17 protein-coding genes and 2 tRNA genes are annotated in these 24,699 nt (G+C 60.2%); 15 read left to right on the top strand and 4 right to left on the bottom strand.

Annotation, left to right across the window (positions count from 1 at the left end; genetic code table 11):
• The first annotated feature begins 8 nt into the window (after positions 1-8).
• The 5 genes from C811_RS0103935 (at position 9) to C811_RS0103930 (ending at position 7,503) form a co-directional block, all read left to right on the top strand.
• A complete protein-coding gene (locus C811_RS0103935; RefSeq protein WP_016310104.1) occupies positions 9-4,796 on the top strand; it encodes a SpaA isopeptide-forming pilin-related protein in 4,788 nt (1,595 codons plus the stop codon).
• A gap of 139 nt (positions 4,797-4,935) precedes the next feature.
• Entirely contained in the window at positions 4,936-5,526 is a 591-nt protein-coding gene (locus tag C811_RS12890; protein WP_022926621.1) for a signal peptidase I, read from the top strand.
• Positions 5,527-5,690: 164 nt separating this feature from the next.
• Positions 5,691-6,023: an MBG domain-containing protein gene (locus tag C811_RS17295; protein WP_425304019.1), complete on the top strand. Its 333-nt coding sequence runs from the start codon at positions 5,691-5,693 to the stop codon at positions 6,021-6,023.
• Positions 5,932-6,219: a hypothetical protein gene (locus C811_RS12885; RefSeq protein WP_016310102.1), complete on the top strand. Its 288-nt coding sequence runs from the start codon at positions 5,932-5,934 to the stop codon at positions 6,217-6,219. The genes C811_RS17295 and C811_RS12885 overlap by 92 nt, the downstream gene beginning before the upstream one ends.
• A 306-nt stretch (positions 6,220-6,525) precedes the next feature.
• Positions 6,526-7,503 carry an Rpn family recombination-promoting nuclease/putative transposase gene (locus C811_RS0103930; RefSeq protein WP_016310100.1) on the top strand — a complete coding sequence of 326 codons (978 nt, stop codon included), beginning with the start codon at positions 6,526-6,528 and terminating at the stop codon, positions 7,501-7,503.
• Positions 7,504-7,511: 8 nt separating this feature from the next.
• Here C811_RS0103930 and C811_RS12880 read toward each other — a convergent pair whose 3' ends face one another.
• Entirely contained in the window at positions 7,512-8,216 is a 705-nt protein-coding gene (locus C811_RS12880) for a TraX family protein (protein ID WP_016310099.1), read from the bottom strand.
• Between the two features lie 217 nt (positions 8,217-8,433).
• On the opposite strand from C811_RS12880, the gene C811_RS12875 reads away from it, so the two are divergent.
• From C811_RS12875 to C811_RS12850, 6 genes are all read left to right on the top strand, one after another.
• Entirely contained in the window at positions 8,434-9,051 is a 618-nt protein-coding gene (locus tag C811_RS12875) for a J domain-containing protein (RefSeq protein WP_016310098.1), read from the top strand.
• Between the two features lie 180 nt (positions 9,052-9,231).
• Positions 9,232-11,043, top strand: a complete 1,812-nt coding sequence (typA, locus tag C811_RS12870; RefSeq protein WP_016310097.1) for a translational GTPase TypA — start codon at positions 9,232-9,234, stop codon at positions 11,041-11,043.
• 253 nt (positions 11,044-11,296) lie between these two features.
• Entirely contained in the window at positions 11,297-12,667 is a 1,371-nt protein-coding gene (locus C811_RS12865) for a peptidylprolyl isomerase (protein WP_016310096.1), read from the top strand.
• Positions 12,668-12,818: 151 nt separating this feature from the next.
• Positions 12,819-12,910, top strand: a tRNA-Ser gene (locus C811_RS12860).
• A gap of 67 nt (positions 12,911-12,977) precedes the next feature.
• Positions 12,978-13,070: transfer RNA gene (locus tag C811_RS12855), tRNA-Ser, on the top strand.
• A 289-nt stretch (positions 13,071-13,359) separates the two neighbouring features.
• Entirely contained in the window at positions 13,360-14,151 is a 792-nt protein-coding gene (locus tag C811_RS12850; protein ID WP_016310095.1) for an amidohydrolase family protein, read from the top strand.
• Positions 14,152-14,333: 182 nt separating this feature from the next.
• Here the strand turns inward: C811_RS12850 and C811_RS12845 are convergent, their stop codons facing one another.
• The 3 genes from C811_RS12845 to C811_RS12835 form a co-directional block, all read right to left on the bottom strand.
• Positions 14,334-16,037 carry an FAD-dependent oxidoreductase gene (locus C811_RS12845; RefSeq protein ID WP_022926619.1) on the bottom strand — a complete coding sequence of 568 codons (1,704 nt, stop codon included), beginning with the start codon at positions 16,035-16,037 and terminating at the stop codon, positions 14,334-14,336.
• 142 nt (positions 16,038-16,179) lie between these two features.
• Positions 16,180-17,262, bottom strand: coding sequence for a helix-turn-helix transcriptional regulator (locus tag C811_RS12840; protein WP_198010037.1), 1,083 nt, complete (start codon positions 17,260-17,262; stop codon positions 16,180-16,182).
• A gap of 393 nt (positions 17,263-17,655) precedes the next feature.
• On the bottom strand, positions 17,656-18,966 hold the full coding sequence (locus C811_RS12835; protein WP_016310092.1) for a hemolysin family protein: 1,311 nt from the start codon (positions 18,964-18,966) through the stop codon (positions 17,656-17,658).
• Between the two features lie 366 nt (positions 18,967-19,332).
• Between C811_RS12835 and C811_RS12830 the strand changes: the two genes are divergently transcribed.
• From C811_RS12830 to C811_RS12815, 4 genes are all read left to right on the top strand, one after another.
• Positions 19,333-21,312: an MDR family MFS transporter gene (locus C811_RS12830; RefSeq protein WP_016310091.1), complete on the top strand. Its 1,980-nt coding sequence runs from the start codon at positions 19,333-19,335 to the stop codon at positions 21,310-21,312.
• 277 nt (positions 21,313-21,589) lie between these two features.
• The gene (locus tag C811_RS12825) at positions 21,590-22,531 is read left to right on the top strand and encodes a serine O-acetyltransferase (RefSeq protein WP_016310090.1); all 942 of its coding nucleotides are present in this window, start codon (positions 21,590-21,592) and stop codon (positions 22,529-22,531) included.
• Positions 22,532-22,569: 38 nt separating this feature from the next.
• Positions 22,570-24,084 (top strand): response regulator transcription factor, encoded by a 1,515-nt coding sequence (locus tag C811_RS12820; protein WP_016310089.1) that lies wholly within the window; start codon positions 22,570-22,572, stop codon positions 24,082-24,084.
• Positions 24,085-24,227: 143 nt separating this feature from the next.
• The gene (locus C811_RS12815) at positions 24,228-24,677 is read left to right on the top strand and encodes a hypothetical protein (RefSeq protein ID WP_016310088.1); all 450 of its coding nucleotides are present in this window, start codon (positions 24,228-24,230) and stop codon (positions 24,675-24,677) included.
• Positions 24,678-24,699: the final 22 nt, after the last annotated feature.

The raw sequence follows: 24,699 nt of genomic DNA, 5'->3' as shown, positions 1-24,699 counted from the left end.
AGGACGACATGACCAAGCTGCTGCAGAACAAACCGCTCATCAAATTCTTGGGAATCGCGCTGTCGATCCTACTCGTTGTCGCTCTCGTCCCGCAGATCAGCATCGCCTACGGGTCGAAGGACGACATTGCCGACGAGACCGCCCTTGCCGAAACGGGCGAGAACGCTGCCACTGAAGGCGAGGAAGTCGCCGCAGATGGAGAAAATGCCGCGCCTTCCGAAGAAGGCGCCGAGTCTGCCGAGGGTGATGAGGCCGCCGAAGACGAGGTCGTCACCATCGACGGCGTCGAGATGGTGTCCCATAAAGTAGAAGTCCCTGGCGAAGAACCCGAAGACGATGAGGCCGCGCCCCAGAGCGACGAGGGCATTGCCGTTGTTGCCGAGGAGCCAGATGAGAAGAACGCCACGCGAAGTGAAGACCTCGTCGGAAATTCTGACCATGAGATTAAAGCTGGTGAAGAGGTTACCAATACTAACGGTCCGCTGACCTTCAGCGGAAACGGTAAGAGCTACACTCTTACCGTTAACGGTACTCTCAAAAGCGATATCAAGGTGACCGGCGGCGCTACGCTCACCATCAAGGGGAGCGGAACGATCATCGGCTACGGCGAGGAGGGCCAGGGCTCGGTTATTGTTGTCGAGGGCAAAGGATCGAAACTCGTCTTTGGTGAAATAAAGGATGGTGTTTCTTCGGGGCCGACTGTTACAGGTGGCACTGGCCGAAGCATCCCTAATAAAAACAAATGGGTTATATGGAATGAAGTTGGCGGCGGCATTCATGTCTGTCGCGCGCAGGGTAACAGTGAGGAAAAAAATGCGTCACTCGAATTTAGGGGTGGAACCGTTTCCGGCAACACCGCTGAGGCAGGCGGTGGCATTTTCATTGATTACCGGTGTGGTTTCACCATGTCTGGTGGTTCCATTCTGGAAAACACTGCTACCAAGCACGAGGGTGGCGGTATTTTTACCTGGGGTAACTGGAACGGCAAAACGGGCAACGGGAGTCGCGGCTATGGGGAGATTACCGCTGCGACCATTAAAGGGAACAAGACTGCCACTACGACCGACTGGGGCGGCGGCGGTATCTATATCAACAACGACGGTATTCTGAGGATAGAGTCTGCTCGTATTACTCTTAATAAAGCGGAAGGCCTCGGCGGCGGCGTTGCCGGGTGCCCTCATGCGGAAATTGGCATCGGCAAGATGCAAAACGGTGCCGCGGTATATGACAATAAAGCCTTGGGTGGAGTCGGTCCCAAAAACAGTGGGTTGAAGTTCAACATGCCCGATTCGCTAACGCATACGGGTATGAAAGTTCCCTCGGGAGACTTCCTTGTCCAGGGCCTGGCCAAGGATGAAATTCCGGTATTGACTGACAAAAGTACTGATAGTCTGCCTTACGGAAACGACGGCTACAATCTCCTTCCAGGCAACTACGCGAAGGGCGAGTTTGACAGCAGTCTTGCAAAAGACTTCTACTGCACTTACGCAAGCTTTATCGCAGCGACGAACCTCAAGAGCCATCCCAAGGATGAAAACGGCAAGGAAATTGCCTGGAACGGCTTCATTGCCGGTATTGCGGCAAACAAAGTAAACGGTAAGACGGTCTCCGAAAATGCAGCTGATGGGACCCAGAGTTGGACAGCCGCTCCTATTGCCATCCCTGTAAATGAAGACTACGAGATCCATGACGCCACCCTTTGCCTGACAAGCACCGCTAAAGAGGATAAGTCTGGGATAGCGCGCACCGTTATCATTGAGGACAACGAGAGCTCAACTCACGGAGGCGGCATCGCTTGCAACGGCACGCTGCACTTCGGTGATTTCCCCCAGAAGGAAGAAATTATCAACGGCTATACGCTGTCTTTCAACAAGGAAGTTGTCAGCGGGATCACTGGCAAAAAGCTGAGCCTTCAGGAAGGGGAGACGTTCTCGTTTGTCCTGACTGACAAGGCAACGGGAGATAGCTACAAGGCAAGCAGCAACGAAAAGGGGAAGATTAAATTCACTAATCTTCCTGGTCTTAAGGATTCGGGAGAGAAGACCTTTACTCTGACAGAGGAGAAGAAAGACGGCTATACGTCATCTATTGGCGAAGGGGCCGAAGTCAAGGTTCAGCTGAATGTAGAGAAAAGCAGTGTGACCTATGGCTCTCTGACAACCACCACCTATGCAACCACGGTTGCTCCGGGCAGCATTAAGATTAATGGCGCAAATACCGATACGGTAACCAACACCCTGAATCTGACGGCTTCTGCGGAGATTCCGGTGACGAAGATCGCCGATGGTATTGGTGCGGGTGAATTCACCTTTAAGCTCAATGAGATTACTGAAGGCATCTCCAATGTTGTGGCCGACCTCGATAAGCCGGCTCTTGTCGAGGGTGTCGACTTGGGTGCACTCGCGAATGAGGGCAAGGAAAGCGTAACTGTCGACGTGGATGATTCCACCTCCAAATCGGAGCAAAACACTGGGACGTTCACGCTCAATTACAAGCCCAAAGCCGCTGAGGAGACTCACTGGTACGCTATTGCCGAACAGGCTGGCACTACGCCCGGAGTCGTGTATGACCCCACGGCCTATCTCGTGAAAATCACTACCACTCTGGCTGAGGATGGTCGCAGCTTGAGCACGAGCAAAGTTGTGTACAAAACCGTCCCCGATTCCCGGAAGCTGCAGGAAGTTTCCGATGAGATGGGCGTTGTCTTTAATAACGTTGCCACCCCCAAGGGTTCTTGGCAGTTCCAGGCCGACAAGTTCTTCTACGGTCTGGGCGCACCGGGTGACTGCAGCTTCACTATGCAGGAGATCGAGCGTGTCCCCGAAGTGGGCGAGCCTCTGGAGAACGTGCTCGTCACGAACGACAATCTTCAGAAGTGGCCGGCTTCGCTTTCGGGTGCAAAATTTAAGGATAACCATGCCTCCATCGAATTCCCGGAGATTGCCTATGAGCAGCAGGGTGATGGAGAGGGCTTCCAGAATGATGTGGGCGATCACTACTACCTGGTAACCGAAGATGGTGATGATGCTGCCAAGGACACCACGGCCTATGTCGTCAAGGTGAGCGTTACACTCGATGAGAAGAACTCCCGCAACCTAAAGGCCGACGGGACAGTGCTGTACTATGCGGATGACATCCACTCCGCGTTGAACCCGATGCCGGAGGGCGAGAGCCCGGCGTTCTACAACACCGATACCTACGGCATGATCAGCGCTGCCAGCTACAGCGTGTATGCAGCCAGCGGTGAGCCGGTGGATCAGGTGTGCTATGTGGACCCGAAGATCATCAAAAACCTTGAGGGCCGCGCCATCAAGTCCGGTGAGTTCGCCTTCAAGCTGATCGAGGTAGCCAACTACAACGACACCGAGGGCACGGTCATTTCCGCCACCACCAACGACGAGTTCGGCATGGTGGACTTCGATAAGGCGAACAACGTGTCCGGCGACCTGGAGAACCCCAGCTGCCTGGCCTACACGAAGCCCGGCACCTACTACTACCGGGTTATCGAGGACACCAGCAAGGGCGGTATGAACGACCAGTCCGTTCTGTACAGCGATCAGGTGATCACCTTCACCACGGTTATCGAACAGGATGAAGCCACGGGCCGTTTGGTGTGTACCGACATGTACTACGGCTACTGGGACAAGGCTGCCAGCAAGAACGTGCGCTACGACGAGCAGTACACCGATTTCGACACACAGCCGGGCAACATCGGCGATATGTCGAAGCTGAACCCCGATTGGCATCCGACGATTACCAACAAGACGCGCTCGATGGACTTGCAGGTGCGCAAGACCAGCGTATCCGATCGTAACGAGGGCCTGGTGGGCGCCACCTACGGTCTGTATATGGTGAACGAGAACGCCCAGGGCGACATCTGGTTGGCTGAGGCGACCTCCGAGGACGGCGGCTGGATCACCTACAAGAACGTGAGCCTGTCCACTAACAACCTGTACTACTTCAAGGAGACGGCAGCTCCGGCGGGCCATACCGTGAGCGAGTTCCGCAGCTCCTACTTCTACCTGGTTGAGGATGCCTCCTCGGCTAACGGCTACACCCTGCAGTACACCGACTCGAAGTATCTGCCCGAGGTCGCCGCCGACGATGCTGCGGTTCAGGCTGAGGTTTCCGGCACCATGCAGGCCAAGAACGCGCCGGCGGCCCAGGCTGACACCGAGGCTGCCAACGAGGCTGCGGCCGATACCGAAACGCAGCCTGGCTACAGCGCCGATGGCAACGTGCTGCTGACCTATGACAAGGACGGCGGTGTGTACGACGAGGTGACGACTCTCGAGGTGAACAAGCTGGACACGCGCACCCACGAGTGGGTTGAAGGTGCCAAGCTGATTATCCTTGAGAAGGAGTCCGGCAAGGAGATTGCAAGCTGGACATCGGGCAAGGCTCCGCAGAAGCTGGAGAAGACCCTGAATGTCGGTACCACCTATTTGCTGCGTGAGGTTGAGGCGCCGAATCAGTATCGCCTGGCCAATGACGTGGAGTTCGTTATCGACGACTACGGCAACGTGTCCATCACCAAGGGCACCGAGAACGGCAACGCCGAGTTGAGCGACAACACGATCGCGCTGTACGACACCATGCTGGATGCCGAGGAGACCGAGACCATCGAGCGCGAGAAGTCGACGACTGAGAAGCCCAACAAGGACACCCTGCTTGCCAAGACCGGCGACATGCTGCCGATTCTGGGCATTGCGCTGGTGGCTCTGGCGGCTCTGATCGTTGTGATCGTGGCGGTGCGTCGCCGCCGTGCCGGTGAGGATTCCGCTTCGAACGAGTAGCAGGTTCCTGTCGTTCGAAAACGGCAAGAGGAGCTGAAAACGCGCGAGGTCCGCAAGGGCTTCGCGCGTTTATGTTTTGTCGCGTAAAAGACCATATCAGAATGAGAAAACAGACAGGAACCATCGTAAAATATCGCTTATGAGCGAATCAGCCGCCAACATATCGAGTTCGTCTCGGGCATCCGCGCAGGCGCCGGATGATTTTTCGCGCGGCGTCGAACGCCGTCTGCGGCGGTTGCGGGTGGTGGCGCACCTCTGCTCGTTTCTCGGTGCGGCTCTGCTCGGCGTCGTTTTGGCTCTTGCGTTGTGTGCGACGCTGGTGCCGCGTCTCATGGGGCTTCAGTCCTACGCCATTGTGTCCGGTTCCATGGAACCCACGTTGCCGGTGGGCGGTCTGGTATATGCCGAGCCGTTTTCTGCAGAGGAATTGGTGCCGGGCGATATCGCTGTGTTCTGGCGCAACGGGGACGTTGTTATCCACCGTGTTGAGGAAAATGATCCTGAGGCACGCGAGCTTATTACGCGGGGCGATGCCAACGACGGCGTTGACGCGCATCCGGCTCTATACGACAACGTTATTGGTCGTGCGATGGGGTGTGTGCCGGCGATTGGCTACTTCATTCTGGCGCTGGGATCTCTGCCGGGGAAGTTCGTCCTCGGCTGGATCGTGCTCATGGGCGCCGCCCTTACCATCATCGGTACGGTTATTTCCAATCTAGCGCGACACTAGGTTGGCTATCAGTCTCGTTCCGACGACGCAGATGTTGCGAAAAGAGCCGCTTGCCTCTATTTCGTTCAAAAAAGAACTTTGACAATGCGCCGATACCGAGGCTGCCCCGAAGAAGTACGAGGGATTCTTTGCTGAATCCTTCAGCCAAGAGAAGATTGCAGCGGATGACTCGACGTTTGTCAATATTCGCTATAAGCGCGATACGAGCGAGTTCTCCATTGCTCCCTACAAGGGTGTCTATGACGGTAGACGATGCCTCCAAGTTCGCAGGCGCCGCTGATCCGGCGCTGACGGGCTCTGTCGAGGGTCTTGTGGCAGGCGACTCGCTCGGCGTAAGCTGCGTCCGCGCCAACGTCGGCAGCTGTCACGCCTACGGTGGTCACGCCGGCTCCGGCGGCTACCCCCGTGGCAACGACGCCCGTGAACGCGCCCGAGGTTATCGAGGACGACGCCACCCCGCAGGCCGCCGCGCCCGGCGAGCGCACGCCGTTGGCTGAGACCGAGGAGATTGCCGATGAGGACAACCCCTTGGGAGCCTTCGATGAGCCTCATTGCTGGATTCACTGGGTAATGCTGCTGGGCATCGTCGTCACGGCGCTCTATGCTGTGATCGTGGTGCGCCGCCGCTTGAGCCTGACTCGTGTGGGCCGAGAGCAAGCGCCGCGCCAAGATGCGTCTGGCGTTTGTGGGTGATGGCATCATCTACAACCCCGAAAGCGGCCTGGTGGTACCCGACCGCGGCGAAAATGAGCTGGCGCTGTTGCAGCGCACGCCGCTTAAAAGCGGGACTTCCTGTTTGAAAGATCGTGTGCGAGCGACCGTTGTTTCTGCATCGAAAGGAGAGTTGCCCCAGAGGCGCTCTCCTTTCTGTTTCATGCTGAAAAGGACTGCGGGATGAGACGGCGGTTCCGGGACGGCTCAAATCGCGACATTCTGGGCATCGTTTAACGGTTTTGCGGAGGTATGCTCCCCTCGTAGCGACTAGAGGAGGGAACGAAAATGAAAGACAGAATGCTCGAGTTTTGCGATTGGCCGATGTTCGACAGGATTATGATGGACGCCTCTCTCTGCCGGGAGGTTCTAGAAGTGATCTTGGATCGTCCCGTAAGCCAAGTCGAGCATGTGATTGCCGAACGAGACATTAGGCCGTCGTTCGCGAGTCACGGAGTGCGGCTTGACGCGTTTGTCCAAACCGATAACGAGGTTTATGACATCGAAATGCAGACATCGAGAAAGGGGAAACTCGGCCGTCGGCTCAGGTACTACCAAGGCTCGATAGACACCCTTTCGCTTCATCGTGGCGAGGAGTACGAGAAGCTCCCGCCGTGCTTCATAATCTTCATTTGCACATGCGATCCATTCGGCTGTTCCTTGCCTGTGTATACGTTTGACATGACCTGCGCAGAAAGTGGTGGTGTCGTGCTGGATCACGGATTCACGTGGATTGTTCTTTCGGCTCCTGCTTGGCGCTCGCTTCCGCAAGGGAGCCTGCGGAACCTGCTACACTACGTTATGACAGGCGATGCTGGCACCGATAAGTTGGTGAGGAAAATCAACGAAGCGGTGATTGCGGCCAATAACGATGAGGTGTGGAGAAGGGAGAAGGTGGAATTGCTTACTTGGGAAAGGGATATGGAGATCCAGAAGCGTATTGCTATTGAGGAAGGCATCGCCGAAGGCCGGGCTGAGGGTCGGGCCCGAGGTCTCGCCGAAGGCCGCGCTCGGGGTATCGCTGAGGGCCGTGCCGAGGGTCTCGCCGAGGGTCTCGCTGAGGGCCGTGCCGAGGGTCTCGCCGAGGGTCTCGCTGAGGGCCGTGCCGAAGGATTTTCTGCTGGTATTGAGGAGGGAGAGAGCCGTTTGGCTGCCCTTATAGCTGCGCTCATGGAGGCCGGTCGTACCGAAGACGCGCATCGTGCGGCTACTGACGCGGATGCTCGGGAGCAATTGCAGAGGGAAATAGGATCCATTTCTGCATAGCGAGGCCTTCAAAGGCCGAGGAGAAACTTCGCGATCCAGAGTGCCAGCAGGTGAGCTGGATAATAGGCGTAAAAGAACCACTTCATGGGTCGGCCCCGTTGCCCGTTGTAGTTCGCGATGAGGATAGTAGCCAGGCCGAAGCCGGCAGTATAGTAGCCGAGAACTCCCAAAGAAAGGGCGGAGGGGTCGGTGACGGCCCATGAGAGCGCTGGCAGCCCGAGGGCAAGGCCGGCCACGAGCATAGTGAGCGCCGATCCGCGCGGCCGATCGTTTAAATGCCAGAACAGCAGGATCACAATCGGGCCGATGATGCCCCAATCGCATAGGCTACTGAGGGTGATGCCGGCGGCAATGGTCAGAACGCGTAGGGCCACGTTGGGTATGTGATCGGTTGCCCAAAGCAGACCGAGCCCGATGAGTAGCGTGACGAGCACGTTGCCCATCGCCCCGAACAAAAGCGAAAAGGGAACCTGCGAGATCGCAGCGAACGTAGCGAGCCGCATGGCGTAGCGGCGTACGTTGGAGGTGTGGCGGTATCCTTCGCACAGCAAGTAAGCCATGATGGGGAACGTCAGGCCGCCGAGGGAGTAGAGCGCCACCATGGATCCCGCCGGCAGTAGTGTGCCGAATACGTTGGCAATATGGTTTGCGGTCATGCCAACGATAGCGGCTATCTTCAAGCTGAACGCGGTAACGCCGAGGGGGCGGCTCAAGGCAGTCCTTTCGAGGGAAGGGTGGTTGGTCGGCCCATTATACCGCCCCTTCGTGCAGTTGCTGGAAGGCTCGTGGAAGGAGGCGGTGCCGCGTTTCCGGCTTCTGCCGCCCTGCCTCGCTGCGCTCCCCGTTGCAGCGCGTTGCTGTATCCGCTCATTTCTTGCGGGATGCCCCGCGCCCTCTTCCGACTTCCCTCACCCGTGCTAGGATGCCCGCATGAACAGAAACGAAGCGCTCCACATACTCGGCCTGGAAGATGATGCCACTGCCGACGATATCAAAATCGCCTATCGCGAAACGGTGCAGATTCTGCACCCCGATAAGTTCGCGGGCAACGAAAAGCTGCAAAGTCGTGCTACCGAGCAGTTCAAGCGCCTGCAGGAGGCTTATGACCTGCTCAGCTCGGGCTCCGGCGGCCCGCGGGGTTCCCGGCGCTCCGGCTCGTCGCCCTCGTCCTCGTCGTCCGGTGCAGCTGCTCGCTCGTGGACGGAAACCGAAGGCGATGTGGAGGTGGAGTACGTTACCGAAGCCGAGATAAAGGCCCGTCTCTCCGGCATCGCCGCTGCCCGCGCCCAGCTGGTGGCCCAGCGCGACACGGTTACCGACGAGCGGCGCAACGGTCTTATGATGGCCGGAATCGGCGCCGTGGCCGCATTCTTCACCATCCGCCGTCCCTTCGGCATCTTCGGGTTCATTGCGGCTATTGCCATACCGGCTACCATCTGGGGCATCGTGCAGGCAGTGGGGGCCCAGAAGAGCTTGAACACCCTAAACGCCCACTTGGAAAAGCTGACCGAGGAGCGCAAGGAGTACGAAGCGTTGCTCGACGAATAGCCGTTTCCCCTTCCTGCCCGTTGGCCCGAACGCTTTCTCGCGGGCCTAGCCGCCGCGCCCGGTTGTCTGACGTCGGTCGCCCGCGGTTGTCGTCCCCGTGCCGTCTGCGGCAGTCATCCCCGATAGTCCCCGCAAAGCGCTATAATTTCTCCGCCTTAAAACGAATAGGAAAGAAGATTTATGAAGCAAGAGAACATCCGCAACGTTGCCATCATCGCCCATGTTGACCACGGCAAGACCACCCTGGTGGACCGCCTGCTGTGGGCGTCGCACGTGTTCCGCGACAATCAGCAGGTGGAAGAGCGCGTGCTGGACTCCAACGATCAGGAGCGCGAGCGCGGCATTACCATCCTCTCCAAGAACATTTCCATCAACTACAAGGGTGTGAAGATCAACGTTATCGACACGCCGGGCCATGCCGACTTCGGCGGCGAGGTGGAGCGCGTGCTCAACATGGCCGACGGCGCCCTGCTCATCGTTGATGCCTACGAGGGCCCCAAACCCCAGACCCGCTTCGTGCTGTCCCATGCTCTAGAGCGCGGCCTGCGCATCGTGGTGGTGGTGAACAAGATCGACCGCCCCAACGCCGATCCGGAAGGCGCGGTGGACAAGGTGTTCGACCTCATGGTGGAATTGGGTGCCACCGACGAGCAGCTGGACTTCCCCGTGGTATACGCCTCGGCTGTGAACGGCTACGCGCGCTTGGCCCCCGATGACGGCAACATGGACATGGTGCCGCTGCTGGACACCATCCTCTCCGAGATTCCCGCTCCCGAGGTGGACGTCGATGGCCCGGTGGCCCTGCAGGTGTGCACGGTGGATCATTCCAGCTACGAGGGCCGCATCGGTGTCGGCCGCCTGGTCAGCGGCACGCTGCACGAGAAGGAACAGGTGCTCGTGGTGAAGGCCGACGGCACCGAGCGCCGCGCCCAGATCCGCAAGGTGTACACGTTCGAGAATCTCGGCAAGGCTGAAGTGACTGCTGCCGACGCCGGCGACATCGTGGCTGTCATCGGTATCGAGGATGCCGATATCGGCGACGTCATCACCTGTCCCGACAACCCGGTGGAAATGGCCCCCATCGCCGTGGAAGAGCCCACCATGGCCGTTGTCTTCGAGGCTTCCTCCAGCCCGCTTGTGGGTCGCGAAGGCGAGATCGTGGGCGGCCGCCAGCTGAAGGAACGTCTCATGCGCGAGAAGGAGAGCAACATCTCCATGCGCATCAACGAGCTGGAGGACAAGACCGGCATCGAGGTGGCCGGCCGCGGCGTGCTGCACCTGTCGGTGCTCATGGAAACCATGCGCCGCGAGGGCTTCGAGTTCCAGGTGGGGCGCCCCCGCGTGGTGTACAAGACTGCTGCCGATGGCAGCAAGCTGGAGCCCATCGAGGAAGCCACGGTGGACGTGCCCAACGAGTACGCGGGCAAGGCCATCGAGGTCATGGGCACCGCCGGCGGCATCATGGAGGACATGTCTTCCGATGAGACCATGACGCACCTCACCTTCCGCATTCCCTCCCGCGGCACCATGGGTCTGAAGACTCGTATTCTGAATGCCACCCGCGGCGAGGCCATGCTGTTCCACCACTTCAAGGAGTATGGCCCCTATTCCGGCGAGATGGCCGGTCGCAAGAACGGCGGCATGATCGCCATGTCCACGGGCAAGGCCGTGGCCTACGCTCTGGACACCCTGCAGGAGCGCGGGCGTTTGTTCGTGGGCCCGGGCGATGAGTGCTACGAGGGCATGATCGTGGGCGAGTCCGCCAAAGAAGGCGATATGGTGGTGAACGTCGAGAAGACGAAGTCTCTCGGCAACCAGCGCTCCAGTTCTGCCGACAAGGCCATTCAGCTGACGCCTCCCATCACCTTCACCTTGGAAGAGGCCCTGGAGTACATCGAGGACGACGAGCTGGTGGAGGTGACCCCGCAGTCCATTCGCCTGCGCAAGCGCCTGCTTTCTGCCACCGACCGCAAGAAGGCCTCGAAGAAGTAGTCGTTTTGGTTCGGCCCGCGGGTCGCACAAATCTGGAATTACCTGACAATCCCCATGTCATTTACTCAGCATTGACGTGGGGTTTGTCATTTTTGTAATTGACGAACCGTGAATCAAAAGTGGGCAAATTGTGCGGCGGTTGTTACCTTGCGCCCTTGCATGGGAAAATGCGGTTCGAAATCATCTGGAACTGTGTCAAAACGCAGGCGCGAAACGAAGCTGGCAGTTCCAGTCGCCTAGAGGGAAGGTATGTATGAAGAAGCTGTCCTTTGCCAAGTCGATTGCCGTGTTCGGACTGGCCGCTGTGTGCACCGTTGGCGTTGCCGGTTGTTCTGAGGCGAGCACCGACGGCACCGGTTCTACCTATACGGGCGGCGTGGCCGCTACCGTTAACGGCACCGAGATTCAGGAAGACACGATTACCACAGCAGTGGAGAACATTCGTGCCCAGATGGGTCTGACCGAGGAGCAAGCCTGGGGCGAGTGGCTGGCCGAGAACGACTACACCCCCGAGAGCGTTCGCAAGGAGATGATCGACGGATACGTTGATCAGGAGCTGGTGAAGCAGGGGAGCGAGAGTCTGGACATTCACGCCGATGAGGCCGAAGTGAGCCAGTACGTTGACTCCATGCGTGCCAATTACGACTCCGACGAGGCTTGGGCGAATGCCCTCAACTCGGTGGGCATGACCGAAGAGCAGTACCGCGAGAACATCGCCCTCACGCTGGAAACCCAGCTGCTGAAGGAGAAGGTGGCTGAAGATGCCGCCGAGCCGACCGACGAAGATCTGCTTACCCTGGCCCAGACCTACAAGACTAGCTACGACGGCTCTCGAAAGAGCTCGCACATCCTATTCGACGCCAGCGACGAGGCCACTGCCAAAGAGGTGCTCGCCAAGATCAAGTCCGGCGAGCTCGATTTTGCCGCCGCTGCAGCAGAGTACTCGAAGGACACCGGCACTTCGGGCGATGGCGGCAACGTGGGCTGGGACAGCCTGAACAACCTGGTGACCGAATACACTACCGCTTTGAAGGAGCTGGGTAAGGACGAGGTGTCCGATCTGGTGACCAGCAGCTACGGCATCCACATCATCAAGTGCACGGACGTGTACGAGGCCCCGGAAACCTTGGAGAAACTCTCTGACCTTCCCGAGGAGTTCCAGGAGGCAGTGCGCTCTATGAGCGAGGCCCAGAACGACAGCCAGGCCTACTACACATGGCTCGAGGGCCAGCGCGAGGCCGCCGATATCAAGGTGAACGATATGCCCGAGGGGCTTCCCTACTACGTCGATATGGCGAACTTCCCGAAGGACGAGTCGAAGGACGACGGCACGGGCATTACGGCGGTTGACGAGGATGGCAACCCGGTTGACATCGATCCGGTTGCAAGCGATAGCGGCGACGATGCGGCTCAGGGCGAAAGCGATGGTACTGCCGAAGCCCCCGTGGCCGAGGGTGTTGAAGAGGGCGCCGAGGGCGCCGAGGGAGAAGCTGACGAGGCTGCCCAGCAGATGGAGAACGGCGCTCAGGGAGACGGCCAGCAGGCCGCCGAGGGAGATGCCGCTGATGGCGATGCAGCTGGCAGCGGTGCCTCCCAGCAGCCTGCGGAAGGCGCGACCGAGTAACCCTCCCTTCTATTGTTCCGAACGGAGCGTCCGCCGAGTTGTGGCGGGCGCTCTTTTTGTTTCATCGATGGTGATGAAAAAACTTCTTGAGTGGGCGGCGCTGCTGCGCTATACTTCTTAAACACTTCGCCTGTGCGAAGCAAGGCTATGTGGAGAGGTGTCCGAGCTGGCCGAAGGAGCACGATTGGAAATCGTGTATGCGCCAAAAGCGTATCCGGGGTTCAAATCCCCGCCTCTCCGCCAGAGTTAATTCGCGAGCCGTTAAGGCTCGCTTCGCTATAGCGCCCCATCATGGCGCATCACCCCATGCGGAGGGGTGGCAGAGTGGTTGAATGCGGCGGTCTCGAAAACCGTTTCACCGGTAACCCCGGTGACGAGGGTTCGAATCCCTCCTCCTCCGCCAGTTTTACCTGGTCAAATGGTACGCAATTGGCCCGAGTGGTCGCTAAGTGGTCGGGGATTCGAACCCTGCGAAGGCGAAATTGCCCAGTGGGCAGTTTCGGGTCGAGCGGAGCGAGGCCCCCGCGAGTTCGCCGAAGGCGAAGGCGCGTCGAATCCCTCCTCCTCCGCCATTTGGTTTTCCTAGTGCCGTTCGCTGATTTTGGCAACAGAATGAGCAGGTTGGTCATTTTTCCGCAGCTCTCCCTTCCTTACAATAGGGAAAATAAGGCTCGCGTCGAAGGATGTCTCCCATGCCGGTTGTTGATGCCCATTCCCATATCTACCCCGCGAAGATCGCCTCAAAGGCGTCGGATGCCGTCGGCGATTTCTATCATGTGGATATGGCTGCGCCTGTGGCCTCGTCCGAGGCTTTGCTCGCAGCCTGCGAGGGTACGCCTATCACCCATCATATTGTGCACTCGGTGGCCACGTCTCCCGGTCAGGTGGAGACCATCAACACGTTCATTGCCGATCAGTGCTTCATGCATCCCGAGTTCATCGGCTTTGCCACTATGCACCAGGACTATGCGGACGTAGAAGGGGAGATCGACCGCGCTATTCAATTGGGCTTGAAAGGCGTGAAGATTCATCCCGATACTCAGATGGTGAATATGGACGACCCGCGGCTCATGCGGCTGTACGAGGTGATCGAGGGCCGGCTGCCCATCGTCATCCACACGGGAGATTACCGTTACGACTACTCGCACCCGCGCCGGCTGCAGCGTATTCTGCGCACGTTCCCGCGCCTGAAGGTGGATGCGGCCCACTTCGGCGGCTGGTCCATCTTCGATTATGCCTTGGAGTACCTGGAAAACGAGAACTGCTTCGTGGATACCTCCAGCGCCCTGGAGTTCCTCGGGCCCCGTCGCACGGTGGAACTGGTGCGTGCCTATGGGCCCGACCGTGTCATGTTCGGCAGCGATTTCCCTATGTGGAGCCCCGCCTCTGAGTATCGCATGCTGGCGGCCATGCCCTTCACCCCCGAGGAGTTTGAGGCCATCACCTGGAAGAGCGCCATGCGTTTTATCGGGGAGGAGTCCTAGAATTCTGATGGCCCTCAAGGGGAGCTACTCCGGCGGCTTACGCTTTTCGATAGTGGAACCAGTCAGCGGAAAAGGGAGAACCCCGGCACTTTGCCCAGGCCGGGGTTCTTTACTGTTTGGGCCAGAGGGATCGATTGGCGCGCGGAAAATTCTGAGGGTCCCGCGCGCCAAAATGGCGCCGTTTAAGCCTGCTCGGCGAGATATTTGCCCGTCAGATACCCGTAGGTGAGGGCCGCGGCGTGGCTGGCTCCCGACAACGTGAAGGGGTAGTCCTCCACGAAGCGTCCGCCTTGCACGTTGCCAACGGCAAACAGGCCGGGAATGGGCTCCATGTCGTCGTTGAGCACGCGAGCATTGTCGTCGGTTACGAGGCCGCCCATGGTAACGAGCAGTCGCATGCAGCTCACATCTTCCACCGACGTGTGCTTGAGCATATCGTAGGTGATCGCGTAGAAGGGAGGATCGACCACGGGGAACATCTTCTCTGCTGCCTTGCCGAAATCCTCATCGACCCCTTTTTCGCACAGCTCGTTGTAGCGCGCGACCGCTGCGGTTAAATTCTGGGTGGCATCGGCGCTGAGTTCCAGCTGAGAGGCGAGCTCTTCGAGCGTGTCGGCTTGGGCCGAAAAGCCCTCTCCGTCGCCGTAGCTGCGAATATTTGCCATGATCACGTCAAGCATCGGGTACTGCTCGGGCCAATGGCTGTCTATGATTTGGAAAACCTTGCTGCCTGGTTGGTTCTGCATGACCTTAGCGATATTGGTCATGCTGAGGTCCTCGTTGGTGAAGCGCTCGCCGTGCTCGTTGACCTGCAGGAAGAACTCCTGGCCGAACTGGAGGATATGAGCCATTACCGCATGGGGTCCCACGTCCAGGTGGCCGCCGACGTTCATGCCCATCTGCTGGCCGTCGCCGGTATCGGCGGGGTTGCCGTCGTGATCCGTCACCTCGTATGAGAACAGGAATTTGTCCTGGTTCTTCAGAATCCACGGAGCATACTGCCCCAGCATTTTCTCGTTGTGGGAATAGCCGCCCGTGGCGAGCACCACGCCCTTGGAGACACGATAGCGCGTGTAGCCCTCGCCCTCATCATTGCGGCAGATCACGGCGGTTATCTGGCCGTCAGCAGTCTCGAGCTTCACGGCTGGCGAATAGAATTGCACCTGCGCGTTGCCGGTGGCCACGGCTGCATCGACATTGGCCTGCAGAATGGGCGTATGGGTCTCGTCTCCTCCGCTGATGCAGCAGCATCCGGCAAAGAGGCGCTCATGGTCGATGCCGAAGCGGTAGATGCCGCTCGTGAGCGTATCGGCGCAGACGAACAACTGGCTAGGATCTTCGGGAAGCTCGTCTTCCATGCCGAGCCACAGGAGTCCGTCGTATGCGGAGGTGTACCACTCGAAAGCCTCTCCGCAGTTCTTCAGCCACTTCGTGGTTATGCGATAGTCTGCGCGATGCGACATTTGCGTCATGAGCTCGTTGGCCACCTCGGTGGGACTGATGTCCTCGATTCCGATGGAGCGCGTCTTCTCGGTGCCGAAGGCGGCGAACATGTTCGAGCGAGCACTGGGCTTGCTGCCCTTCTCGACGCCGACTACCTTGAGTCCTCCTTCAGCGGCAGAACGCAGGGCTCCTACCCCCGCCACGCCCAGGCCGACCACGCACACGTCGCAATCAACCGTCTCGATAATCTTGTCCTCGGGGATGTCGGTTTCCACCAGGGTGCCAGTGTCAGCGAGGGCGGTCTGGTCGTCGCCAGCTGCCTCGGTTGGCTGCTTCGGGGCGCAGCCGGCGAGGCCTGCGCCGGCAGCTGAAGCGCCCGCCAGCCCGAGCGCTGCCAAAAAGCTTCGGCGGCTGAGCGTTCCCTTCTTCCCAAAATCCTTCATCGTCACGGTACCCTCCTTTTGTCGTGTATCAGGACAGCACCTATGTCACCGCATTGAGAAGCCGTGGAAAACAGGAGAAACGTATGAAATACAAGAAAAAGCACCCTATACGAAAAGTACGACAACCATCTGACCAGGCGGTTTATTCCTTCGAGGTCGTTTCAACGAGCGAGATAAGCTCTTGGCGCGAATGGACGCCGCATTTGGTGTAGATGTGCTGCAGGTGAGATTTCACCGTGCTCTCGCTGATTACGAGCTTCTCTGCAATGTAGGGGGCGCTTCGTCCGACGATATAGAGATTGAATACATCGCGTTCGCGAGTAGTCAGGCCCATGCTGTCGCTGAATGATTCAAGGGGACGACCCGAGAGCGAGGTGAGCTTCGCGCCGCCGCTTGCGGACAACAGCAGCGACATGGTTCGATCCTCCAGAATCCAAATGGATGCCACGACGAGCAGAAGGGCCATGAAGAGCATGGCGACCCTGCTTGCGATGTGGGGTCCGAAAAAAGCGGAAGCCAGCAGGGGGAGGGACCCTAAAGTCCCCACACACCAGGCAGTGGCTAAGATTCTCACACGAGTACCAGGATACAGCCGCCCCAGGAGCAATCCCATGTAGAGGGCGCCGCATTCCAAAAGAGAGTATGCGATGCCGGCCAACACGTAGGCAAGGTAGGTGAGAGTCGATGAGAACAGCACTAAGATAAGAGCGACCAGCGAAAGGGTCGCAACCACTTTCGTCCATACCGACAGATTGAAGTCTCGCCCGCGGTTAAAGAGCCAGAGCACGAGTGCGAGCGATATAGCGGTAATGATGACGGGGAACATCTCGCCTTCTGCCTGCTGCAGGAAGACCGAGTACTGCAAGGATCCCACCACCAGTCCGATAACAAAGAAGCTGCAGAGGATTTTCGCCAGCGAAGACGGCTCGAGGGTAAAAGACCGCTCGGCCTCCGATGCGGAAGGCGCGGGTCGCTGGATGAGGCAAAGTGCCACCGCAGAGGCTGCCACGCTCATGCCGGCGAGGACTTGGCACCATGACGCAGGCAGAAGCGAGGGGAGAATCGCCGCCGCCGATGCGAGCACCTCGACCTCTATCATCAGCTCGGCAATGCCGATATCGCGCTGGGCACAGACTGCCGCCAGCCAGCAGAAGAGAAGAACGGTTCCCCCGGCAGACATGAGGATGAGTCCAAAGATGGAGAGGGGCTCTCCCGTGCCTTGCATGGCCAGGCCCATTAGGCAGCATGAGGCACTTGCTATGGCGAGGGGAACACTCGCGAGTGCGCGTCCCCCTCGGTTGCCCGCGATGATCAAAGCGCAAGAAACGAGGGAGGCGACGGCTACGTCTACAATGGTCGCCGGTACGCTGCCTTGTCCCAGGGGAAGATACCAGGAAATCTCGCAGGGCGCCTCAAATGACTGGGCCGCCAGAAGGGCGGAGATACCCGCCACAGCTATCAGGAGATTTCTGCCGAGCCACCGCCCGTGATTGCGCTGCAACGGTATGTCCCTCCTTGTTGTGGCCCTCGATCATACGGGGACATTATACATGGGGCCGTCGCTCGGTCGAAGGGCGGCCCGAAGACCGCCCGGATACGAAGCTCTCGGGGCCGCCCGCTACTCTTCGTCGGGGCGGTCGATGGCCATGCAGATGCGGTCGATGCGCAGACGGTCCATGGACAGCACGGTGAAGGTCACCTTGGTGCCGCGATGCTCCAGCACTGCCACGTCGCCCTCGGCGGGAATGCGGTCGAACAGCTTCAGCAGCAGACCGCCGGCCGTTTCCACCTCGTCGGCTTCCTCGGGCTCGAAGCCGAGCAGCTCCACCAGGTCGTTGATGGCCAGGGTGCCGTTGATCTGGTAGGTGCCGTCGGGCAGCTCCTCCACGTCGTCGTCGGTGTCGTGGACGTACTCGTCGTCGATGCGGCCCACGATCTGCTCCATGATGTCGCTCATGGTGACGATGCCGGCCGTGCCGCCGTGCTCGTCTACCACCACGCAGATCTTCGTGCAGCGCTCCTGCATGGTTTCCAGCAGCTTCGCGATGGGAATGCTCTCGGGCACGGCGGGCAGCTCGCGAACGTTCCACTCGCTCATGGGCGTGTCCAGCGCTGTGTCCACGAGGTCCTTGGTGTGCACGAAGCCCACGATGTGGTCCTTCGAGCCGTGGCACACGGGGTAGCGGGAGTACTTGTACTGGCGAATGAGATCAAGGTTCTCCTCCAGCGTGTCCTCGGTGTCCAGGCAGATGACGTCGGTGCGGGGGGTCATGATGCCCTCGGCGTCCTTGTCACCCAAATCGAAGATGTTGTCTACGAACTCGTTCTGCTCGGGGTCGATAAGGCCGTTCTCCGTGGACTCGTCGATGAGTAGCTTGATCTCGTCGCCGGTGTACACCTCGTGCTCGTCGGCCGGATCATGGCCGAAGAGTTTCATCACAGCGTTGGTCACGCCGTTGAAGATGACCATGATGGGGTAGGTGATGCGGTAGAACACGCGCAGGGGCCCGGCGGTATGCAGGGCGTACTTCTCGGTGGAGAAGATGGCGAAGGATTTGGGGATGAGTTCGCCCACCACCACGTGCAGGGCTGTCACGATGAAGAAGCCCACGGCCACGCAGATGGGATGGATGGCGGCTTCGGGCAGGCCCAGGGCCAGCAGCGGGCCTTCCAGCACGGCGGACACGGCCGGCTCGCCGAGCCAGCCGATGGCCAGGGAGGCCAGGGTAATGCCCAGCTGGCAGGCGGACAGGTAGGCGTTGATGTGGGTCGTCACATCGCGGGCCGCCTCGGCCCCGCGGCGCTTTTCGGCCACGGCCATATCGATCTGGCTGCGGCGCACGCGCACCAGCGCGAACTCGGCCACAACGAAAAACGCGTTCATCAGCAGGAACAGGACAACGAGCAACAAGCAAAGTGCGGTATACATACCGTCATGCACCCTTTCGGTGGATTTCAGGCCGCTTCCCTTTTGGAAGAGCCCCTATCCGTCGACTAAATTACGGGACATATCCTAGGCGATTTCCCGCCGCATCCGCTGAACTGACACCGCTTTACCGTGAACTTTCATAGTGTTGTTGCTTTTCTCCCGCCTGGTCGCGGCCCTTCCGTCCTCTGGCGCTTCGGTTCGGCTTTTAAGTCAGAGCTCCCAAAGGACTGCGGGCAAGTTGCCAGCCCCGCAACCGTTCGGCGCGGTTCGCGGCGACGCGGGGCCTTGCAGTGGTACAGTAGGCCGGCCCCACAGAACGCATATGGCGAAGCGCGCGCAAGAGACGAGTAGCAGACGAGGTAGAAGATGAAACTGTCCCGCAAGGAATGGCTGATGTTGGCGGTGCTGGTGTTCGGCGCCTTCGTTACCGTGTTGAACCAGACGCTGGTTACGCCGGCGCTGCCGTCCATCATGGTGGAAATGGCCGTCGACCAGTCCACGGCCCAATGGCTCACCACGGGATTCACCCTGGTGAACGCCATCATGATTCCCATCACGGCATTTTTGCAGGATCGTTTCTCCACGCGCAAGCTGTTCGTGTTCTCCATGGCCACCTTTGCTGTCGGCACGCTTATGGCGGGCGTCGGCCCGAACTTCCCGGTGCTTTTGGGCGGTCGTCTCGTGCAGGCCATGGGCGCCGGCATCCTCATGCCCGTGACTATGACCGTGCTCATGCTGGTGTTTCCCGTGGATCGCCGCGGATCGGCCATGGGCATCTTCGGCCTTGTGATCGCTTTCGCGCCGGCTATCGGCCCCACGGTGGCGGGCTTCGTCATCGATCAGGCCGACTGGCACATCCTGTTCTACATCATCTTCGCGCTGTCGCTCGTCATCATTGCGGCATCGCTGTTCCTCGTGGACAACAAGGCCCCGGCGAACAAGGGCGATTCGGTGCTCGACCCGCTGTCGCTGGTTCTATCTACCCTGGGCTTCGGGCTCATGCTCTACGGTTTCTCGGCCTTGGGCTCGGCGGGACTGACCCTGGTGCCCGTGGCCACCACCGCGGTCGGCATCGTCGGGGTGGTGTGGTTCTTCATCCGCCAGACGCGGCTGCCCCACCCCATGCTGCGGGTTGATGTACTGAAGAACCGCCGCTTCCTTATCGGCACCATCATCGGCATGCTCGTGCAGGGGGCCCTGCTGGCGGCCGGCATCCTCATGCCCATCTACGTGCAGTCGCTCCACGGGCTGTCGGCTACGGTGTCGGGCCTCGTGCTCATGCCCGGCGCCATCCTCATGGGCGTTATGAACCCCATCGCCGGCAAGTGGTTCGACCGCCACGGCCCGCGTCGCATGGCCATCGTGGGCATGAGTTTGTTGACGCTCACCACCTTCGCCTTCGCCATTCTGAACCTCACGTCGAGCATTATCTACCTCACGATCGTGTACACCGTGCGCATGTTCTCCATGGCTCTCGTGAATATGCCCATTACCACCTGGGGCATGAATGCCCTGGACAACAAGGTGATGAACCACGGCACCTCGGTGAACAACACCCTGCGCCAAGTGGCGGGCTCCCTCGGCACGGCCATCATCATCGCCGTATCCACCCAGGTGCAGAATTTCGCCACGCCGGGCCTCGGCGCGGCCCAGGGCACCATGCTCGGCATCAACGCGGCGTTCCTCGTGTGCACGCTGCTGTGCTTGGTGGGCCTGGTCATGACCATTATGTTCGTGAAGGACAAGCCCGGCGAGGAGGCGGCCGTGGATGAGGGCGGCACGCGCAAGTCGCTGCTCACCTCCATCATGAAGACCGACGTGTACTCGCTCTCCCAGGAGGCTACCGTGGAAGAGGCCATGCGCCTGTTCGTGGAGAAGAACATCTCGGCGGCCCCCATCGTAGACGCTTCGGGAGAGCCGGTGGGCTTCATCTCCGACGGCGACATTCTAAAGCGCCTGAGCCCGCGCCGTAGCTCGTTTACCGATCCTATCGTGCTCATCAACCGCACGGTTCCCGACGAAGAGGGCTACGACGAGAAGCTGGCGAAGGTGATGCAGATGCGCGCCAGCGGGATCGGTGCTGCGAGCCCCATATGTGTGAGCGTGCACGCGAACCTGACCGACGTGTGCCGCGTGCTGGCCGAGAATCACCTGAAGAAGGTGCCGGTTCTGGAAGAGGGCCACATCGTGGGCATCATCAACCGCAGCGACATCACCCAGTACTCCATGGCCGCCTATCTGGCCGGCAACCCCGACCGCGCCGTGTACTGCGGCGATGGGCCGAGCGGCCAGCACGAGTGCGTGGAAGAGAAGCAGTGCGATTGCGGTTGCGAGGAGGGGAAGTAGGTCTCGTGAAAATGCAAGCAGCCCCGGCGAGCGAAGGCAACGGGGCTGCTTGGCTTGGGAAGCCGCATGGCCGGCTTCCGTGCGAGGCAAAGACGCCAGGTGCGCGGGCTGCGATTCGGCGTCGAACGAGCATCTAGTATCTTTGCCTTCGATAGTAGCCCTTTCGCCCCCGGCCGCTGTGTTCAGCGGCGAACCGTCGCCTTTCTGCTATCCTATCGAAAACCGCGGACGGCCGCCTGGGAAGGCGGCCCGTGCCGCCGATCTGCGAGGAGGCCCTATGTTCGGAGACAACCTGGAGCGCATCGTCGCCGCTATCGAGAAGAACTACGAGGCGGACGAGATCTTCTTCACGAAGCCGGGACGGCGCTTCCCCAGCCGCACGGCTATCAAGGGGCTCATCACCGAGCTGCGCCGCGTGCTGTTTCCCGGCTACTTCGGCCCCGAGATGCTTTCGCCCTCCACGAGCCCCAGCTACTTCATCGGCCAGACCCTCATCGATATCGAGAGCGTGCTGCGCCAACAGCTGATTCTGGCGCTCACCTACACCTCCGACGAGCGCGACGACCTCATCGGCAGCGGCAACCACCTGTGCGGCGGCTGCACCTCCGACACCATCTGCCAGCAGACGGCCGACATCTGCACGAAGTTCTTCGACGCCCTGCCCGAGATTCAGCGCACGCTGCTCACTGACGTGCAGGCGCTCTACGACGGCGACCCGGCCGCGGGCTCCAAGGAGGAGGTCATCTTCACCTACCCGGGCCTGTACGCCATCTACGTGTACCGCATCGCGCACGTGCTCTATGAGCTGGGCGTGCCCATCATCCCCCGCGTGATGACCGAGATCGCCCATTCGTCCACCGGCATCGACATCGGTGCCGGCGCGACCATCGGCGACTACTTCTTCATCGACCACGGCACGGGCGTGGTTATCGGCGAGACCTGCGTCATCGGCGAGCATGTGAAGCTGTACCAGGGTGTTACCCTGGGAGCCCTTTCCACCCGCGGCGGCCAGCGCCTGGCCGGCGTGAAGCGCCACCCCACCATCGAGGACAACGTGACCATCTACTCCAACGCCAGCGTGCTCGGCGGCGAGACCGTCATCGGCGAGGGCTCGGTCATCGCCGGCTCCACCTTCGTCACCTTCTCGGTGCCCCCCAATTCCCGCGTGTCGGTGAAGTCCCAGGAGATTTCCGTCCGCCAGCCGGGGGAGCGCGACTAGGACGCGAGCTCAAGGGGACTGCTGCAAGGGGAGGGCTTGTGGAACAGCTACTGAATCGGTTCGTCGGGAACATTTCCCCGGCGGCGTTGCTGGTGTCGTCGTTTTTCTGGTCGTGGCTCGACGTGGTTGTGTTCGGTCCTGCGGTCTTCTGGGCTGCTGGCGCCGAAATGCCCATGGAGCCCATGGCCGTGTCGTTCGCGACGAGCGTCGTGGTGCTGGGCATCGCGGCGGTGAGCGCGCGGCTACGCCAGACGCTGGTGAGTGTGCGCGGTTTCGCGGCTCTCGCATTCGCGACGGGAACGGGCGGCACGTTGCTGTTGTTCGCGGGCGCTGCTGCGTCTTCCCCGCTGGCGCTGATCGCCGCCGGTGTTGTCGTGGGCGTGTTCGAGGGCGTCGGCATCGCTGTGGTGGGCGCGGTGGCCACCTGCCAGGGAACGACGAACGCCCTCATTCACATTGCCGCCGCGCTGCCCATGAACATCGTGATCATTTTGCTGGCGGTGTTTCTGGTGCCGGGGGCGTCTATCGTGCTCATTGCCGCGCTGCCCCTGCTCTCGTCTCTCAGTTTCAGCGTGTATCTGGCGCGGGCGGCCAACCGCACCTCGCTTGCCGGCGTGCTGCGTCCCGTCGGGCCCCTTCCGCGACGGCCTTCTGCGCGCCCTTGGGGAGTAAATCGCACCTTTCTGCTCGTCGTATTGGCGGTTACGGCAGCCTTTGGCATGGTGAACGCCCAGACTATCGAGGTAACGGGCAACGGGCCCTTCGACGCCTACAGCGGGTTGGTGGTACGTGCGGTAGTAAGCGCCGCGGTTCTCGTGGGGTATGTGCGCTATTCGTGGCGGCCGCAGTCTATCTTCAGCGCCGCCTTGCTCATTATGGCCGCGAGCCTTATCGTGAGCGCGGCGGCGGCTGTACCTGCGATGCAGCTGCTGTTCCTGGCGGGCTACGTCTGTTTCGATCTGCTCATCTGGGCGCTTATCGTGGGAATGAACCACGGCAGCGGCGTTCCCGTGCTGCGTACCGTGTGTGTGGTGCAGGCGGTGGATCAGCTGGGAATTCTGCTGGGAACGTTCATCCCCTGGGGCGGCACTCCCCAAGTTGTCGCGGTGGCAAATGCCGGCTTGGGCGTTGTCGTCATGCTCCTGGTCATGTATTTGCTGCTGCGCGATCGCGGCGTGGTGGAGAATCTTGGCGGCAACGACTACGGATTCGCTGCGGATGATGAGGCTGCCGGAGGCTCCGGCCCCGACGAGCGGTGCGCGCCGCTCCCCTTATCCGGGGAGCCCGATGCCTCCGGCATGACCCTGCCGACGGCGCTCGATGCGATTGCGGACCGCTATTTCCTCTCAACGCGCGAGGTGGATGTGCTCTCCCTGCTTGTGGCCGGCCGTAGCGGTCCCTATATTGCCGACCATCTGTGCATCTCGGCCAATACGGTGAAGACCCACATCCGGCATATCTATACGAAGCTCGACGTGCACGACCGTCAAGAGCTGCTCGATCTGGTGCATACTGCCGATAGCTCCGCCGTCCCCGCCCAGAGCGGACGGTAAGCCTCATTACAATCGGGTGATTATGGCGAAAAACACCCGTTGGGGGCGAAATCCTTCCAGCCTCCTTGGCGTTCAATAGCGGTGTCGCCCATGCTCGCATGAGCCGAATGGAGGGGGCGGCAGACCAAGGAGGAAGGATCATCATGAGAGGACTGACAGGTAGGAAAACGGCTCTGCTGAGCACGCTGGCGCTGGTTGCGGCCTTATCCGCTGGGATGCTGGCGGGATGCGCCGAGCCTTCGGAGGGCGGCACGTCCATGGCGAGCACCGATCCGGTTACCATGACCACCAAGACCCTGGTGAAGACGGCCACCAACGAGATGACCCTCGTCGATTGGGATGTGACGGCCGACGAGAGCCCCCTGACCATCTCGAGCGACGACGCCCGGTTCGCTGATTATCTGGCCTCGCTCGAGGAGCTGACCGGCTTCGATATCGAGAGCATCACCATGAAGGTGACCGTCACCGAATTTGCTGGCGCTGAGATTGCGGCAACCCACGAGAACGTAACCGACAACATGTACCGCATCGATGCCCTGGAGGCGGTAGTCGACGGGCAGACCATCACCTACGCCGACGGCGACTTCAAGTAGCCGCTCAGGTCGGAATATCGGG

Origin of the sequence: Adlercreutzia caecimuris B7, from assembly GCF_000403355.2 — a bacterium.
Taxonomy (GTDB): domain Bacteria; phylum Actinomycetota; class Coriobacteriia; order Coriobacteriales; family Eggerthellaceae; genus Adlercreutzia; species Adlercreutzia caecimuris.
The sequence above is the reverse complement of the archived record's forward strand: the minus strand, read 5'-3'. Positions and strand labels throughout refer to the sequence as shown.